The 16,014-nt window shown below is 69.5% G+C and carries 12 protein-coding genes and 1 pseudogene; 9 read left to right on the top strand and 4 right to left on the bottom strand.

Annotation, left to right across the window (positions count from 1 at the left end):
• Window positions 1-14: 14 nt before the first annotated feature.
• Window positions 15-1,358 carry an esterase-like activity of phytase family protein gene (locus KVT44_RS32340; protein WP_217570702.1) on the top strand — a complete coding sequence of 448 codons (1,344 nt, stop codon included), beginning with the start codon at window positions 15-17 and terminating at the stop codon, window positions 1,356-1,358.
• Between the two features lie 100 nt (window positions 1,359-1,458).
• Here KVT44_RS32340 and KVT44_RS32335 read toward each other — a convergent pair whose 3' ends face one another.
• Window positions 1,459-1,710 (bottom strand): hypothetical protein, encoded by a 252-nt coding sequence (locus KVT44_RS32335; protein ID WP_225900227.1) that lies wholly within the window; start codon window positions 1,708-1,710, stop codon window positions 1,459-1,461.
• Between the two features lie 418 nt (window positions 1,711-2,128).
• Window positions 2,129-3,295: a xylose isomerase gene (gene xylA, locus KVT44_RS32330; RefSeq protein ID WP_054228923.1), complete on the bottom strand. Its 1,167-nt coding sequence runs from the start codon at window positions 3,293-3,295 to the stop codon at window positions 2,129-2,131.
• A gap of 163 nt (window positions 3,296-3,458) precedes the next feature.
• Here xylA and xylB point away from each other — a divergent pair, with 163 nt between their 5' ends.
• The 7 genes from xylB (at window position 3,459) to KVT44_RS32295 (ending at window position 12,659) form a co-directional block, all read left to right on the top strand.
• The gene (xylB, locus tag KVT44_RS32325) at window positions 3,459-4,904 is read left to right on the top strand and encodes a xylulokinase (protein WP_217570700.1); all 1,446 of its coding nucleotides are present in this window, start codon (window positions 3,459-3,461) and stop codon (window positions 4,902-4,904) included.
• A gap of 69 nt (window positions 4,905-4,973) precedes the next feature.
• A complete protein-coding gene (locus tag KVT44_RS32320) occupies window positions 4,974-6,182 on the top strand; it encodes an ROK family transcriptional regulator (RefSeq protein ID WP_099924099.1) in 1,209 nt (402 codons plus the stop codon).
• 259 nt (window positions 6,183-6,441) lie between these two features.
• Window positions 6,442-7,935 carry an APC family permease gene (locus KVT44_RS32315; protein ID WP_217570698.1) on the top strand — a complete coding sequence of 498 codons (1,494 nt, stop codon included), beginning with the start codon at window positions 6,442-6,444 and terminating at the stop codon, window positions 7,933-7,935.
• Window positions 7,932-8,945, top strand: a complete 1,014-nt coding sequence (locus KVT44_RS32310; protein ID WP_217570696.1) for an acetamidase/formamidase family protein — start codon at window positions 7,932-7,934, stop codon at window positions 8,943-8,945. The genes KVT44_RS32315 and KVT44_RS32310 overlap by 4 nt, the downstream gene beginning before the upstream one ends.
• Window positions 8,946-8,988: 43 nt before the next feature.
• Window positions 8,989-9,591: an N-acetylmuramoyl-L-alanine amidase gene (locus KVT44_RS32305; protein ID WP_099924096.1), complete on the top strand. Its 603-nt coding sequence runs from the start codon at window positions 8,989-8,991 to the stop codon at window positions 9,589-9,591.
• Window positions 9,592-9,726: 135 nt separating this feature from the next.
• On the top strand, window positions 9,727-11,079 hold the full coding sequence (locus tag KVT44_RS32300) for a helix-turn-helix domain-containing protein (RefSeq protein WP_254650189.1): 1,353 nt from the start codon (window positions 9,727-9,729) through the stop codon (window positions 11,077-11,079).
• Between the two features lie 56 nt (window positions 11,080-11,135).
• Window positions 11,136-12,659 (top strand): aldehyde dehydrogenase family protein, encoded by a 1,524-nt coding sequence (locus KVT44_RS32295; protein WP_217570694.1) that lies wholly within the window; start codon window positions 11,136-11,138, stop codon window positions 12,657-12,659.
• 62 nt (window positions 12,660-12,721) lie between these two features.
• Here KVT44_RS32295 and KVT44_RS32290 read toward each other — a convergent pair whose 3' ends face one another.
• Window positions 12,722-14,215, bottom strand: coding sequence for an integrase (locus tag KVT44_RS32290; protein ID WP_254650163.1), 1,494 nt, complete (start codon window positions 14,213-14,215; stop codon window positions 12,722-12,724).
• Window positions 14,206-14,403, bottom strand: a complete 198-nt coding sequence (locus KVT44_RS58505; protein WP_254650162.1) for an AlpA family transcriptional regulator — start codon at window positions 14,401-14,403, stop codon at window positions 14,206-14,208. The genes KVT44_RS32290 and KVT44_RS58505 overlap by 10 nt, the downstream gene beginning before the upstream one ends.
• A 725-nt stretch (window positions 14,404-15,128) precedes the next feature.
• On the opposite strand from KVT44_RS58505, the pseudogene KVT44_RS32285 reads away from it, so the two are divergent.
• Window positions 15,129-16,003, top strand: a pseudogene (locus tag KVT44_RS32285) (IS5 family transposase).
• Window positions 16,004-16,014 lie beyond the last annotated feature (11 nt).

The following is a 16,014-nucleotide window of genomic DNA, read 5'->3' as shown; positions in this document are numbered from 1 at the left end:
CCTCAGGAGGCCCGATGTCCCCGCATGCCGTCGGCCGGCGCCACGTCCACCGAACCGTCGCCGCGGGTGTACCGCTCGCGATGCTGGCCGCCCTCGTGGCGGTCGGCACCGCGAACGCTCAGGGCTACCCGGCGCAGCCGAGGGTCACGCGCACCGCGACCCTCCGCGACATCCCCCTGGGCACGTTCAGCAACGCGCTGCTGCCCGGCACGGTGGGCGACGACCGGGACGTGGACCTCGGTGGGATCGGCAGCGACATCTACCCGGCCGGGCGCCGGGGCGAGTTCTGGACGGTCACCGACCGCGGCCCCAATGGGCAGATCAAGGTCGACGGCAAGAAGCGCCGCACGTTCCCGGTGCCCGGCTTCGACCCGGCGATCGTGAAGATCAGGGTGTCCGGTGACACCGTGAAGGTGCTGGACGCGCTCCCGATCACCACGTCCTCCAGGAAGCCCGTCACCGGGCTGTCCAACCAGGCGGGGCGCGACGAGGCGCCGTACTCCTATGACGCGCAGACCCCCCTCACGTACAACCCGAACGGCGTCGACACCGAAGGCATCGTCCGCTCCGCGGACGGCAGTTTCTGGCTCATCGACGAGTACGGTCCCTCGTTGATCCATGTCTCCGCGCGCGGGAGGGTCCTCACGCGCTATGTGCCCAAGGGACTGAACCTGACCGGCACCGACTACCCGGTGGTCGAAGCGCTGCCGGCCGTCCTGCTGCACCGGAAGATCAATCGCGGCTTCGAAGGGCTCGCCCAGCTTCCCGGCGGCGACCTGGTGATGGCCGTGCAGAGCCCGCTCTCCTTGCCGGACGGCGCCGCGGGGGACGCCTCGCGCACGACTCGGCTGCTGCGCTTCTCCCCGAAGAAGCGGGCCGTCACCGCCGAGTACGCCTACCGCTTCGACCCGGTGAACGTGGTCGACCCCAGCGAGGACGACACGTCGGAGCTGAAGATCTCCTCCGTGGTGGCCGTCGGCCGTGATCGGCTGCTGGTGGAGGAACGCACGGACAAGGCGGCGCGGTTGCAGGTGGTGGAGCTCACGCGCCGCGCGGACATCCTCGGTGGTCCCTGGGACAGCGACACGACGTCCCCCTCTCTGGAACAGCTCGACGATCCGGCCGCCTCCGGCGTCCCGGTGCTCGCCAAGCGTCTGGTCGTGGACCTGGGAACGGTCGCGGGGGTACCCGGAAAGATCGAGGGCATCGCGCGCGTGGACCACGACACACTCGCGCTGATCAACGACAACGACTTCGGGATGACCGACGGGGCGGGCGCGTTCGACGCGCAGGGCCGCCTGGTGGACAGCGGTATCGAGACGACGGTCACCTACGTACGGCTGCCGCACGGGATCTGACCTCAGGATCCTTTTCGTCGGGCACGCGTGCGTGAGTCGCGAAACGGCGTCCACGCGCGCGTGCCCAACACCTCAGCGGCCTACGGCGGCGCGCCGTTCCCTAGGTCGGGAGGAGCGACTGCAGGTCGCTCGGCAGGATGCTGCGCAGATCACTCGGCAGCTCCGAGGGCAAGGACGAAGGTAGGGACGAGGGCAGGGACGAAGGCAGCTCGCTGGGCAGCTCGGACGGAATGCTCAGCGACGGGGACGACGATCCCTGAGTGCCGCCACTCTCGGTGGACCCCTTCTTGTCGGGCGTGTCGCTGCCGCCACGGACCATCAGCACCACGGCGACGACAGCCACAACGGCCACGAGCGCGGCGAGCGCGAGGAACAGCGGGGTGCGGCGCCGCCCTCCACCGGGGCCTCCCGGACCACCGGGAAATCCAGAGGGAGGCTCGGGACCGTCACCCCCCGGAGGGGGGCCGTAGCCCTCGAAAGGGGGACCTTGGTCTCCCGGAGGAGGCCCGTAGTCTCCAGGCGGCGGGCCGAAGCCACCGTTTCCCGGAGGGGGTGTGTTTCCTGGCGGCCGGGGAGGCTGGGGCGGTAAGGGCGGGGTGGCCATACCGTCAAGACTCGCCTCGAACCGGTCATGGGGCGACCCCTGTGCCGAAGTTGATACGCACTCATGCCGTGGATCGCATGATTCCGGAGCATTCCCCGCCGGGTCCGCGCAGCGAGATGTGAGGCCCGGCCCGCCAGGAGACGGGCCGGACCTCACCGGGGCACGATCAGCCCCGCGCGCCCAGCAGGTGGTCCATGGCGAGCTGGTCCAGCCGCTCGAAGGCCATCCCGCGCGCCGCGGCCGCCTCCACATCGAACTCCTCGAAGGCCGCACGGTCCGCGAGCAGCCCCGTCAGGCCGTCTGCCGCGGTGGGCTGCGCCAGTTCGTCGAGGCGCGACGCGCGCAGCGCCTCCTGGACCTCGGGGTCGGCACGGAAGGCGGCCGTACGCTCCCGCAGGATCAGGTAGTTGCGCATGCAGCCTGCTGCCGACGCCCACACCCCGTCGAAGTCCTCGGTCCGCGGGGGCTTGAAGTCGAAGTGCTTCGGCCCCGCGTACCCGGCGCTCTCCAGGAGGTCGACCAGCCAGAACGCGGAGCGCAGGTCACCGGCACCGAAGCGCAGGTCCTGGTCGTACTTGATGCCGGACTGGCCGTTGAGGTCGATGTGGAAGAGCTTGCCGGCCCACAGGGCCTGCGCGATGCCGTGCGGGAAGTTCAGCCCGGCCATCTGCTCGTGGCCCACCTCGGGGTTGACGCCGTACATTTCCGGGCGCTCCAGGCGCTCGATGAAGGCGAGCGCGTGGCCGACGGTGGGAAGCAGGATGTCGCCGCGCGGCTCGTTCGGCTTCGGCTCGATCGCGAACTTGAGGTCGTAACCCTGGGAGATCACGTACTCACCGAGGAGGTCGAAGGCCTCCTTCATGCGGTCGAGGGCGACGCGCACGTCCTTGGCGGCGCCGGACTCGGCACCCTCACGGCCGCCCCAGGCGACATACGTCTGCGCGCCGAGTTCGACCGCGAGGTCGATGTTGCGGATCGTCTTGCGCAGCGCGTAGCGACGCACGTCCCTGTCGTTCGCGGTGAACGCGCCGTCCTTGAAGACGGGGTGCGTGAACAGGTTGGTGGTGGCCATCGGCACCCGCATGCCGGTCGCGTCCAGGGCCTGGCGGAAGCGCTTGATGTGCGACTCGCGCTCGCTGTCCGAGGACCCGAACGGAATCAGGTCGTCGTCGTGGAAGGTCACACCGTGGGCGCCGAGCTCGGCCAGGCGCTGCACCGACTCGACGGGGTCCAGGGCGCGCCGGGTGGCGTCGCCGAACGGGTCCCTTCCCTGCCAGCCGACGGTCCACAGGCCGAAGGTGAACCTGTCCTCGGGGGTGGGCTGGTAGTTCATGCCGCGGCTCCTTGCTAGCTCCGACTATTTCGTCATGGCGGTTAACAAATTAGTATGCGGAGGCATCTCTGGGAAGAGACGAAATGCGAAACCTGGGCCACACCGGTCCGCAAACCCCATCACCAGGACAGATCCCGCGGAGCCGCGGAAGAGGGAGAGCCCGATGTCAGCAGCCGAGGGTCCGCTCGTCGTCGGGGTGGACACATCCACCCAGTCCACCAAGGCCCTGGTCGTCGACTCGTCGACCGGACGGGTGGTGGCGAGCGGGCAGGCGCCGCACACCGTCTCCACCGGGGCGGGTCGCGAGAGCGACCCGCGGCAGTGGTGGGACGCGCTCCGCGAGGCGCTGCACCAGTGCGGCGAGGCGGCTCACGAGGCCGCCGCGGTGTCGATCGGCGGCCAGCAGCACGGGCTCGTCACTCTCGACGCCCAGGGTGATCCCGTACGCCCGGCCCTGCTGTGGAACGACGTGCGCTCGGCGCCACAGGCACGTCGGCTGGTCGAGGAGCTGGGCGGCCCGAAGGCCTGGGCCGAGCGCACCGGCAGCGTGCCCGGCCCCTCCTTCACGGTCACGAAGTGGGCCTGGCTGGCCGAGCACGAACCCGACGCCGTCCGAGCGACCGCGGCCGTACGGCTGCCCCACGACTACCTCACCGAACGCCTCACGGGAGAGGGCACGACCGACCGCGGCGATGCCTCCGGTACCGGCTGGTGGGCGTCCGGTACGGAGAGGTACGACGACGAAGTCCTCGCGCACGTCGGACTCGACCCGGCGCTGCTCCCCCGTATCGCCCGGCCCGGCGAGGTGGCCGGAACCGTGCACGCCCGCGATGAGCTGCCCTTCTCCAAGGGCACGCTGGTCGCCGCCGGCACCGGTGACAACGCCGCCGCCGCGCTCGGCCTCGGACTGCGCCCCGGCACCGCCGTACTGAGCCTCGGCACCTCCGGCACGGTGTACGCCGTCTCGACACGGCGCCCCGCCGACCCGACCGGCACCGTCGCGGGCTTCGCCGACGCACGCGGCGACTGGCTTCCGCTGGCCTGCACCTTGAACTGCACGCTCGCCGTCGATCGTGTCGCCGCGCTGCTGGGCCTCGACCGCGAGGCGGTCGAACCGGGCGCGGGCGTGACGCTGCTCCCCTACCTGGACGGCGAGCGCACCCCGAACCTGCCCCATGCCTCGGGGCTGCTGCACGGCCTCAGGCACGACACGACGGGCGGCCAGCTGCTCCAGGCGGCGTACGACGGCGCGGTCCACTCGCTCCTCGGCGCCCTCGACCTGGTGCTCGACCCGGACGCGGACCGCTCCGCGCCGCTGCTGCTCATCGGCGGGGGTGCCCGGGGAACGGCTTGGCAGCAGACCGTCCGCCGGCTGTCGGGACGTCCGGTTCAGGTGCCCGAGGCCAAGGAACTGGTCGCGCTGGGCGCCGCCGCGCAGGCCGCGGGCCTGCTGACCGGCGAGGACCCGGCCGCGGTGGCCCGCCGCTGGGGAACGGCCCACGGGCCGGTGCTCGACGCCGTGGACCGGGACGAGGAGACGCTCGCCAGGATCGCCGGGGTACTCTCCGACGCGGCCCCGCTCCTGGAACGGGAACCGAACAAGGACTGAGCGAGCACTGAGCGAGCGCGGACGAGGACAGCCCCTAGTGGGACCGGCCGGACGAGGACTGACGGAGGCATGACCGCACCACTGCACGAGGCCCACCCGACCGGTTCCGGCCGTCGACTGCCCGACACCCAACAGGGCATGCGCCGCCGCAACCTCTCCCGTGTCATGCACACCGTGAGTGCGGAGGGGCCGCTGTCGCGTGCCGCCGTCGCCTCGCGCATCGGTCTGACGCGGGCGGCGGTCTCGACGCTGGTGGACGAGCTGATCCGCTCGGGGCTCCTCGAAGAGCTGGGCCCCGAGCGGCCCGGACGGGTGGGGCGACCGGGCTCGGCACTCGCCGTCAGCGGACACGGCCCCACCGGGATAGGCGCGGAGGTGGGCGTCGACCATCTGGCGGTGTGCGCCGTCGATCTGCGCGGTGACGTACGGGCACGGGCGGTGCGGCACGGCACGAACCGCGGACGGCCGCCCGAGCCGGTGCTGCAGGAGCTGACCGCGCTGGTGCGGCAGGTCGTCGCCGAGGCCGAACGGGAGGGGCTGTGGCCCGCGGGCCTCGCGGTCGCGGTGCCCGGCCTGGTGGCCCGCGACGACCGGACCGTGGTCCGTGCCCCCAACCTCGACTGGCATGACACGGATCTCGGCGCGCTGTTGCCCGGGGACCTCCCGCTGACCGTGGACAACGAGGCCAACTTCGGCGGTCTGGCGGAACTGTGGCTCGGCGATGCCACCCCACGTGACTTCCTGCATGTGTCCGCGGAGATCGGCATCGGTGCGGCCGTGGTCGTGGACGGACGGTTGCTGCGCGGAACCCGCGGTTTCGCGGGCGAGTTGGGGCATGTGCCGGTGTGGCCGGACGGGCCTCCTTGCCCGTGCGGCGGACGGGGCTGCCTCGAGCAGTACGCGGGTGAGGAGGCCGTGCTGCGCGCGGCCGGTCTGGAGCCGCGTGAGGACCGGGTCGGGCTGCTGGCCGAGCGTGCCGCCCAGGGCGACGCGGAGGTACGGCGTGCCCTGCGCGACGCCGGGACCGCGCTCGGGATCGCACTCACGGGCGCGGTCAACCTCCTCGATCCGGAGACGGTCGTGCTGGGTGGAGCGCTGGCCGGTCTCGCACCGTGGCTGCTTCCTTCGCTGGAGGGCGAGTTGGCGCGGCGCACGGCGGGCCCCGCCTGCGCCGTGTCCGTGTCACCTCTGGGGCCCGAGGGGCCACTGCTGGGGGCCGCCCACTCGGTGGTGCGGGCGGTGCTCGACGATCCGGCGGGGTTCGCGGAGCGGGCGTAGCGCGGTCATCGCCGTCGTGACGGTCACGACGGTCACGACGGTCATCACAGCTATCGCGGCCATCGCGGTCGACGGCGCGGTACTCAGGGTCCCTTTCCCCCTCACGGGTGACCACGTTGTCCACAGTCCCGGAGTTGTCCACCGACGAACGCCGTGCCCTCCCGCCCAACCGGCAAGCGCCGTACCGTAATTCACGCGAGGCGCAGCCGTCGGGCCGATGGCCGGCTGTCCGGGCGAATCGGGGGATCGGGGGGTTCAGATGTCGGGGGAGACGGTTCCGGGACTGCGGCGCGAGGCTGTTGGGCTGCGGGAGGTCCTGTTCCAGAGCATCACGGCCATGGCGCCGGCCGCGGCGGTCGCCGCGTCCATTCCGTCGGGCGCGGCCTTCGCGGGTGGCAGTCTGCCCCTTTCCGTGCTGATAGCCCTCGTCGCCTGCCTCTTCACCGCGTCCTGTGTGGCCGAGTTGGCACGACAGTTGCCCACCGCGGGCTCGGTGGTCACGTACGCGGCCCAGGGACTGCACCCGGCCGTGGGGTTCCTAGTCGGCTGGGGCTATGTGTTCGTCGAGGCGCTGGTGCCACCGCTGCTGCTCCTGCAACTCGGGTTCACCACGGCGGGCACACTGCATCAGGAATGGTCCTCCTTCCCGGACGACCTGTGGTGGCCGTGGTCGCTCGCGGGCGCGGCGATCATCGCGGTCGCCGGATACTTCGGAGTGCGCGCCTCGGCCCGCTTCGGCACCGTCCTCGGCGTCTTCGAGGTGCTGGTCTTCCTCGTCTTCGCGATATGGCTGATCGCCAGGGCCGGGGGCGATAACACGCTGTCGGTCTTCGGGACCTCGCACACGGCCGAGGGGTACGAAGGCGTCAGTGGTGTGTTCGCGGGATCGGTCTACACGGTGCTGGCCTTCGCCGGATTCGAGGCGGCGGCACCACTCGCCGAGGAGACGAAGGATCCCCGCCGGACCATGCACCGCGCGGTCCTCGGCGCGGCGCTGGGGATCGGTCTCTTCTACGTCCTCACCACGTACGCCATGTCGGTGTACTTCGGCCCCGACCGCTTCGGGGGCTTCGGAGCCTCCGGCGCGGCGTCCTGGGAAGGCGTGGCCCGCGCTTCCTTCGGCCTGTTCTGGGTGCTGGTGTTCCTGGCGGTGGTCAACTCCACGATCGCCAACGCCAACGCCTGCGCGACGGTCTCGACCCGTACGGCCTTCGCCCTGGCCCGGATCAAGGTGTTCCCGCGGCTCTTCGCGCACGTGCATCCGAGGCACCGCTCTCCCGTCGCCGGCGTCGCCGCGCAGTGCGGCGTGGCGGTCGCGGCTGTGCTGGGCCTCGGTCTGTACTACGACCCCGTCACGGCGTTCCTGCTGCTCGCGACGGTGATCGTCACGGTCGTCATCGGCGTGTACATCGTGGTGAACCTCGCCTGTGCGGGCTATTTCCTGCGCCGCAGACGCGAGTTGCTCAAACCGGTGCGGCATCTGCTCTTCCCTCTGCTGGGCATCGTCGCCTTCGTGCCCGCGCTGCTGACGGCCGCGGGCCTGCCCGTCTTCGACTTCGTTTCCGAACTCACCGCGCCCGTTTCGTATGCGGGACCGGTTGTCGGAGTCTGGATGGCGGCCGGGGTCGTGGTATTGATCGTCCTGTCGCGCCGCTATCCCGGGCGGATAGCCGAGACCACCCGTGTCCACCTCGACGAGACCTCCTCCCCCGAGTCCCCCGACCTTCGGCAGAGCGGAGCCGTGCAGCCATGAGTGACCCCCGCATCCTGACCGTGCGCCCCGAACCGGGCGAATACGCCTGGACGTTCGGCGGCGCGCCGCCCGTGGCACGCATCGCGCCGGGCACCGTCCTCGATCTGTACACGGAGGACTGCTTCGCCGGGCGGGTGCGCTCGGAGAAGGACCTGGTGTCCGAGGTGTGCGAGTTCCCGTTCCTCAATCCGCAGACCGGCCCCTTCCATGTGGAGGGCGCGGAGCCGGGCGACACCGTGGCGGTGCACTTCGTGTCGATCGAGCCCGCTCGGGACTGGGCGGCCTCGACGACGGTCCCGCTGTTCGGCGCGCTCACCTCCACGCACACCACGGCCACGCTGCAGCCTCCGCTGCCGGAGACCGTGTGGATCTGGCAGCTCGACCGGGAGCGGCGCACCGCCCTGTTCAGCGCCCGGGACAGCGACATCCGGATCGAGTTGCCCATGGACCCGATGCACGGCACCGTCGGAGTGGCGCCCGCGAACCTCGAGGTGCGCTCCGCGCTGGTGCCCGACGCGCACGGCGGGAACATGGACACTCCGGAGATGCGGGTCGGCGTCACCTGTTTCCTCGGGGTGAACGTCGAGGGCGCCCTGTTGAGCCTCGGTGACGGGCATGCCCGGCAGGGCGAGGGCGAGACATGTGGTGTGGCCGTCGAGTGCGCGATGAACACGGTGGTGATCGTCGAGTTGCTCAAGGGAGTCGCCACCCCTTGGCCGCGCATCGAGTCCGATACGCACATCATCTCGACCGGCTCGGCACGCCCGCTGGAGGACGCGTTCCGCATATCGCAGCTCGACCTGGTGCAGTGGTTGGTGCGCGACTACGGGTTCAGCGAGCTGGACGCCTACCAGTTCGCGACCCAGGCGGTCGAATCGCCGCTCGCCAACGTCTGCGACACCAACTACACGTGCGTCGCCAAGATCCGCAAGGAGTGGCTGCCCGCGCGCGAGACACACCGCGGCCTGCACGCGCGACTGCGTGACACCGCCGCGACGCTGCGACGCTGAGCGCGGCTGCCCTCGTCCCCCATCACCGAAAGGCAACTCCCCCATGGAACGGGCCAGATCATTCCCGAGCCGGCGACGCCTGCTCAAGGGCGGCGCCGCCCTCGCCGCCCTCCCCTACGCGTTACTTCCCGGCACACAGGCGACGGCGGAGACGGCGGCCGTCGACTATCCGCTCGCCGAATGGGCACCGGCGAGCACCTCCAACTACACGGCGTCCAGTCGGCCGACGGCCTATCCGCTCGACTACGTGGTCATTCACGTCACGCAGGAGACCTTTCCCAGGACCGTGGCCATCTTCCAGAACCCCCAGAAGCAGGTGTCCGCGCACTACCTCGTGCGATCGGCCGACGGGCATGTCGCCCAGTGCGTCAGGGAGCGCGACATCGCCTGGCACGCGGGGAACTGGGACTACAACACCCGCAGCATCGGCATCGAACACGAGGGCTGGGTGGACCGGCCCGCCTATTTCACCAACGCGCTCTACGAGGAGTCCGCCAAGCTGACGGCGGCGATCTGCGCGAAGCACGGCATCCCCAAGGACCGGGCTCACATCATCGGCCACTACGAGGTACCGGGCACCGACCACACGGATCCGGGGCCGAACTGGGACTGGACGCGGTACATAAAGCTCGTCAACTTCGCCTGACGGAGCGCCCGCCGCGGCTCCCCCGACGACCCACGCCCATGTGAGCGCCGCGTGAGGAGCTCCGTCACGGTGCTTGTCCGCGCCCGCACCGGGAGTGACGATGGTCTCAGCCGCATCGCCTACCGGGAGGCCGAGTTGACCGAACCGTGGGTGGCCCTCGAACCAGGAGCCGATCCCGTCGAGCGGGTGCGGATACTGCGCCGCGCGCACGAGGCGTTCACCGAGGCGGGCACGGTGCCTCGCCCTGTGCGCTCCGTGGTGGCCGATTCATGGCGGCGATCGGCACGGGCCGGCGTCGCACCGGACGGCACGGCACGGGTGGAGCTCACGGACGGCGACCTGGGCTCCTACCGGGCGGAGCATCCGCTGGCCCGGGTGATGCCGCTCTTCCGGGAGCTCATGGGGACGTTCGCGGCGGACGGCGAGCACCTTCTCGCGGTGTGCGACGCGCAGGGCCGGCTGTTGTGGGTCGAGGGACACCCGGCGACGCGACGGCAGGCGGGGCGGATGAACTTCGTACCGGGCGCGCGGTGGTCGGAGACCTCGGTCGGCACCAACGCGCCGGGAACGGCGGTCGCCGTGGACCGACCGGTGCAGGTGTTCGCGGCCGAGCACTTCATCCGCCGGGTCCAGCCCTGGACGTGCGCCGCGGCGCCGGTGCACGATCCGCGCACGGGGCGGGTGCTCGGCGCGGTGGACATCACGGGCGGGGACGGGCTCGCGCATCCGCACAGTCTCGGTTTCGTGCAGGCGGTGGCGCGGGCCGCCGAGTCCCAGTTGGCACTGCTCGCACCGGCGGAAGCAGCGGCCGACACGGTCGAGCTGACCGCGCTCGGCCGCGACGAGGCCCAACTGGTGGCGGGCGGCCGGAAGGTCAGGCTCAGCCGCAGGCACAGCGAGATCCTGGTGCTGCTCGCAAGACACCCGGAGGGGCTCTCGGGCGACGAGTTGCTGTGCGCGCTGTACGAGGACGAGTCCGTGACGCCGGTGACCCTGCGCGCCGAGCTGACCCGACTGCGCCGGCTGCTCGGCCCCGGCCTGCTGGGCTCGCGGCCCTACCGGCTGACGGCGCCGGTCGAGTCCGACGTGGCGGTCGTCGAACGGCGGCTCGATACGGGTGCGGTCACGGCGGCCGCGGCGGCGTACGCCGGTCCGCTGCTGCCGGGTTCGGGGGCCCCGGCCGTGGTGCGGTTGCGGCGCCGCCTCGCCGACGGGCTGCGTACGGCGCTCATCGCGCGTCGCGACCCCGACCTGTTGGCGGACTGGGCGCGCGCCCCGTGGGGTGAGGACGACCTCGACGTATGGCGGGCGCTGGCCGCCGTACGCCCGACGGCGACGGTGCGGGCCCGACTGGAGGAACTGGAGCGCGAACAGGCCGCGCCACCGGGCCGACCGTACCCCGCGGCGCTCGCGGCGCGGCGTCGGTCGGTTGCCGGGCAGGGCCGACCTGCTTCGTCCGCAACGTCGTTGCAACGTCCGCGCTCCTAGCCTCGCGGCGAGAGCTGTCCAACGGCGGGCAGCGCTTCTCCGGGAGGCAGACCAGCATGACCCGTTACGCGGCGCCCGGCACCGAGGGCGCGATCGTCTCCTACCAGGCGCGTTACGACCACTTCATCGGCGGCGAGTACGTGCCGCCGGCTCGTGGGCAGTACTTCGAGAATCCGAGTCCGGTGAACGGACAGCCGTTCACGGAGGTCGCGCGGGGCACCGCCGAGGACGTGGAGCGCGCGCTGGACGCGGCGCACGCGGCCGCGCCCGGCTGGGGCCGCACCTCCGTCACCGCGCGAGGCGACATCCTGCTGAAGATCGCCGACCGGATGGAGGCGAACCTGGAGAAGCTGGCGGTCGCCGAAAGCTGGGAGAACGGCAAGCCGGTACGCGAGACCCTGGCCGCCGACATCCCGCTGGCCATCGACCACTTCCGCTACTTCGCGGGGGCGATCCGCGCCCAGGAGGGTTCGCTCGGCGAGGTCGACGACGACACCGTCGCGTACCACTTCCACGAGCCGCTCGGGGTCGTCGCGCAGATCATTCCCTGGAACTTCCCGATCCTGATGGCGGTCTGGAAACTCGCCCCGGCGCTGGCGGCGGGCAACGCGGTCGTCATCAAGCCCGCCGAGCAGACCCCGGCGTCCATTCACTACTGGATGAGCCTGATCGCGGACCTGCTGCCGCCGGGCGTCGTCAACATCGTCAACGGCTTCGGCGTGGAGGCGGGCAAGCCGCTCGCGTCCAGCCCGCGGGTGGCGAAGGTGGCGTTCACGGGTGAGACCACGACCGGGCGGCTGATCATGCAGTACGCCTCGGAGAACATCAAGCCGGTCACGCTGGAGCTCGGCGGCAAGTCCCCGAACATCTTCTTCGACGACGTCTGGGCGCAGAACGACGACTTCCGGGACAAGGCGCTCGAGGGCTTCACGATGTTCGCCCTCAACCAGGGCGAGGTCTGCACCTGCCCGTCACGGGCGCTCGTCCAGCGCGGTCACTACGGCGAGTTCATGGAGGCGGCGGTCGCCCGCACCGAGCTGATCAAGCCGGGCCATCCGCTCGACACCGACACGATGATCGGTGCGCAGGCCTCCAACGACCAGTTGGAGAAGATCCTCTCCTACCTGGACATCGGTCGGCAGGAGGGCGCCAGGATCCTCACCGGTGGCGAACGTATCGAGCACGACGGTGAGTTGAAGGGCGGCTACTACGTCCAGCCGACGATCTTCGAGGGTGACAACCGGATGCGGATCTTCCAGGAGGAGATCTTCGGCCCGGTCGTCTCGGTCACGTCGTTCGATGACTTCGACGACGCCATCAAGACCGCCAACGACACGCTGTACGGCCTCGGGGCCGGCGTATGGACGCGCGACATCAACACCGCGTACCGCGCGGGCCGTGCGATCCAGGCGGGGCGGGTGTGGACGAACTGCTACCACGCCTACCCCGCGCATGCGGCGTTCGGCGGCTACAAGCAGTCCGGCATCGGCCGCGAGACGCACAAGATGATGCTGGAGCACTACCAGCAGACGAAGAACCTTCTGGTGAGCTACTCGCCGAAGAAGCTGGGCTTCTTCTAGGCACAGCAAAAGGGGCGCCTGACCAGGGAAGATTCCCGTCAGGCGCCCCTCTCGGTGCGCAATCAAGCGGCGAGTCGAAACGCGCCCTTACTCCCGATATCTCCCACCGCTGTCCCACCTCTGACCAGCAGTTCCGGGGCATTTCCGGGCCAAGGTTCCGCTAACTCTCCCTCTGCTGCATCATCCGCCGGGCCCTCCCAGCGCTCCATGGAGGCCTCGATCAGCCGGTTGGCGTGGTTCCTCGTTTCGGCGAGGAACTTGGCGTAGTAGCGGAAGAGGACCTGGATGCTCTGGCCTGCTCGGCGCGCGCACTCCGCTGGATCGACCCCGGAGGCCAACCAGAACGAGATGCCGGCGTGGCGCAGGTCGTAAGGGCGCTTGGCCAGCTCCAGGGAGTGCTCGTCCAGAGTAAGAGCGGCCTCGCGAGCGCGCCCCCAGGTGATGCCGTACGCCGAGGCATCGATGTAGTTTCCCGCCGCGTTGCGGAACACACGTCCATCGGGAGCAACTCCGAACTGTCGCATGTGTTCGCGCAACATGCGGACGAGGACGGGAGGAATCGGGACCGGTCGCGTGGCCCTGGCTGCACGGCGCTTCAGAGAGTGGATCTCGTGTACTGCACCATCGTCTGTCCACTCCTTACCGGCGGTCACGACGCCGCCCTTCAAGTTCAGAAGTCCCCAGCCACTCGCCGGAAGCCGACACTGTGACTTCTGGAGGTGGATGACCTCCGCCGGGCGCATGGCGGCGTAGTACATGCAACCGAAGAAGGCGTACAGGTGAGGGCCGCGACCAGGCAGGGCCTTCACAGCAGACAGCAGTCGGGCGACCTGAACGGGGTTCGGCACGCAGTCGGGGTCGACCTCATCGTCGACTTCTGGCGCCGACCAGCGAAGACCATTGAGCGGGTTGTGTGAGAAGTAGCCGCGTTCGACTGCTTCGCCGAACACCTCGTTGACCGCTGCTCTCTTTCGTTTCACGGTCTTCGCGGCAGCCGCTGTCCCATCGAGTTTCCGGCAGAGTCCGTCGAGCCCCCGCCTCAAGACATCCGGCTCCTCCAGTTCACTGACAGGCAGCGAGTGGCGCTCCAGCCACTTGAGTGCGGCTTGCCACTCTTCTCGGGGATCGTCCTGCCACGCCTTCTTGTTGAAGGCCCACGAGTACAGGGCTCGACGTAGCACGCGAGGTTCCCGGTAGACAGCGCCTCCCTCGACGAACATTGGGGTAATCGTGGCCAGGGCCTCTGCGATCGTGCGGCGAGTGTTTCCTGGAGTCCGCTCCCACCTCCGCTCAACATATTCCCTAGCGAGGACGTACCACGTCGTACGTTGCCTTAGAGCGCGTATCTCGGAGGCCGGCAGACCAGACTGCGTATCGAATGGTTCGCCGTCGCGAGCGGCGGCCATCAGCTTGGACCGTCGGCTGTCCGCGAGCCCCTTGGTTCGAAAGGACTCGGAGTTCTCTTTGGCGTTGACCGTCCAGCGGACCTCGAAGCTGGAGGGACGATCGGTCCGCTCGCGTATCTCCCAGAACCGGACTTTGTAACTCATCGCCATTCAGGCGTATCCCTTTCACACGCTTGCCACCATGCATCCAAGTCGGCGCGGCGGCAGCGTAGTTCGCCGTTAGGCAGCTTGATCATTCGGGGGGCCTGGCCTCTGGCACGCAAGCGGTAGAAGGCCGATGGACTCATGCGGATCTCTTGCAGGACCTCGGCAAGCTTGAGTGCAGGGGGACGAGCCATTGATGTCTTCCTTGAACTTGGGAGTCGTCATACGCCACGCGCGGCTCCACCTCTACGTACAGCCGCCACGAACGACATCAATGATCTGCAGGATCCCCGGTTTCGATAATCGGGAATCGTGGGCTATGGTGCTCGCGCCGTCCTGCAAGAGTGTCTTGCTGGCGACTGGGTAAGTGCGGCCTCAACTAAAGAGAGCTCCTCATCGGGTATCCCGGCGGGTCTCTTACCAACCTCGCACTGACGGGGTTTTGTACGTTGACATAGCTCCCGAAGGAGATTCCAGTCTTTCGTGTCTGCCGTGGGCGAATTACGATTCGACCTGACTACTCCAACTAGAGCTCCCGGCCCCGACGGCTGGCCCCACGACACCGATTCCTACGGACGTCGCACAGCCCGGTGCGACGCCGGCATCTGGTCCGTTCCGTAAAATTCCGCAGCTGCCAGTTGGCGGTGCTCTTGGCGTACGCCTCTACCCAGAGCGGGCGTTGACCGACCGGGAGCGGCTGTGGCATACCCCTCGCCGCGAAGCCGCCATTTCACTGGGTGCCCAGCGACAAGGTCCCATGGGCGGCAGCCAGGCCAAGGGACCACAGGCGTCACGGAAGGAGCCGAAGAGCCAGAGTCTACTGACCGCCGTCAGACCAATCTCCCATCCAGGTCAGGTGGTCGGGGTGCACTAGGGCGTGTGTCAAAAGTGGATCTAGACCGTGAGATGATCTTGGTTCGTGAGGCGTGGAGACCTGACGGACGAGCAATGGGCAGTGCTGGAGCCGCTGTTGCCCAAAGGTAAGAAGCCTGGTCGGCCGTCGGTATGGACCAGGCGGCAGTTGATCGACGGCATACGGTTCAGGGTCCGCACCGGCGTCCCATGGCGGGACCTGCCGCAGCAGTACGGGCCATGGGGCCGGGTGTACGACCTCTTCCGCCGCTGGCAGCGCAGCGGCACCTGGCACCATGACTTCGCCGCTCTCCGGACCCGGGCGGACGCGAAAGACCTGATCACCTGGGACATCAACGTCGACGCCACGATCGTCCGTGCCCACCAGCACGCTGCTGGAGCACGCAAAAGGGGGACTTACAGAAGGAGCCTCCCGGCGGCATATCCGTCGAACCGGCCGACCACGGGCTCGGACGCTCGCGCGGCGGCCTGACCACCAAACTCCATCTGGCCGTCGAACAGCGGCAAAAGCCCATGTCCATGGTGATCACCGCCGGACAGCGGGGTCACTCCCCGCAGTTCGAGGCTGTTCTGGAGCGTGTCCAGGTGCCCCGCCTGGGTCCCGGCCGACCGCGCACTCTGCCGAGGCGGGTTCGTGCCGACAAAGCGTACGCCTCCCGCAAGAAACGCGCCTACCTGCGTCGTCGCGGCATCCGCTGCACCATCCCGGACAAGGCCGATCAGGCACTCAACCGCAAGAAACGCGGCTCGCGTGGTGGCCGACCCCCGAAGTTCGACCCGGTATACTACCGCGAGCGCCACGCGGTCGAGTGCGGCATCAACCGGCTAAAAAGGAACCGCGCCGTGGCCACGAGATACGAGAAGCTCGCCGTCCGCTACGAGGCGACCGTCCTCGTAGCAGCCATCAACGAGTGGCTGTGACCGAGCAGAAT

This window comes from Streptomyces sp. GbtcB7 (genome assembly GCF_019091445.1).
In the GTDB taxonomy this organism is placed as follows: domain Bacteria; phylum Actinomycetota; class Actinomycetes; order Streptomycetales; family Streptomycetaceae; genus Streptomyces; species Streptomyces mirabilis.
Note: the sequence above shows the minus strand (reverse complement) of the source record. Positions and strands in the feature narration are given on the sequence as shown.

What these genes read in the sequence shown, in the direction of transcription:
- KVT44_RS32340 (WP_217570702.1), top strand. Translation starts at nt 15, where the DNA reads ATGTCCCCGCATGCCGTCGGCCGGCGCCACGTCCACCGAACCGTCGCC.
- xylA (WP_054228923.1), bottom strand. Translation starts at nt 3,295, where the DNA reads ATGAACTACCAGCCCACCCCCGAGGACAGGTTCACCTTCGGCCTGTGG.
- xylB (WP_217570700.1), top strand. Translation starts at nt 3,459, where the DNA reads ATGTCAGCAGCCGAGGGTCCGCTCGTCGTCGGGGTGGACACATCCACC.
- KVT44_RS32320 (WP_099924099.1), top strand. Translation starts at nt 4,974, where the DNA reads ATGACCGCACCACTGCACGAGGCCCACCCGACCGGTTCCGGCCGTCGA.
- KVT44_RS32315 (WP_217570698.1), top strand. Translation starts at nt 6,442, where the DNA reads ATGTCGGGGGAGACGGTTCCGGGACTGCGGCGCGAGGCTGTTGGGCTG.
- KVT44_RS32310 (WP_217570696.1), top strand. Translation starts at nt 7,932, where the DNA reads ATGAGTGACCCCCGCATCCTGACCGTGCGCCCCGAACCGGGCGAATAC.
- KVT44_RS32305 (WP_099924096.1), top strand. Translation starts at nt 8,989, where the DNA reads ATGGAACGGGCCAGATCATTCCCGAGCCGGCGACGCCTGCTCAAGGGC.
- KVT44_RS32295 (WP_217570694.1), top strand. Translation starts at nt 11,136, where the DNA reads ATGACCCGTTACGCGGCGCCCGGCACCGAGGGCGCGATCGTCTCCTAC.
- KVT44_RS32290 (WP_254650163.1), bottom strand. Translation starts at nt 14,215, where the DNA reads ATGGCGATGAGTTACAAAGTCCGGTTCTGGGAGATACGCGAGCGGACC.
- KVT44_RS58505 (WP_254650162.1), bottom strand. Translation starts at nt 14,403, where the DNA reads ATGGCTCGTCCCCCTGCACTCAAGCTTGCCGAGGTCCTGCAAGAGATC.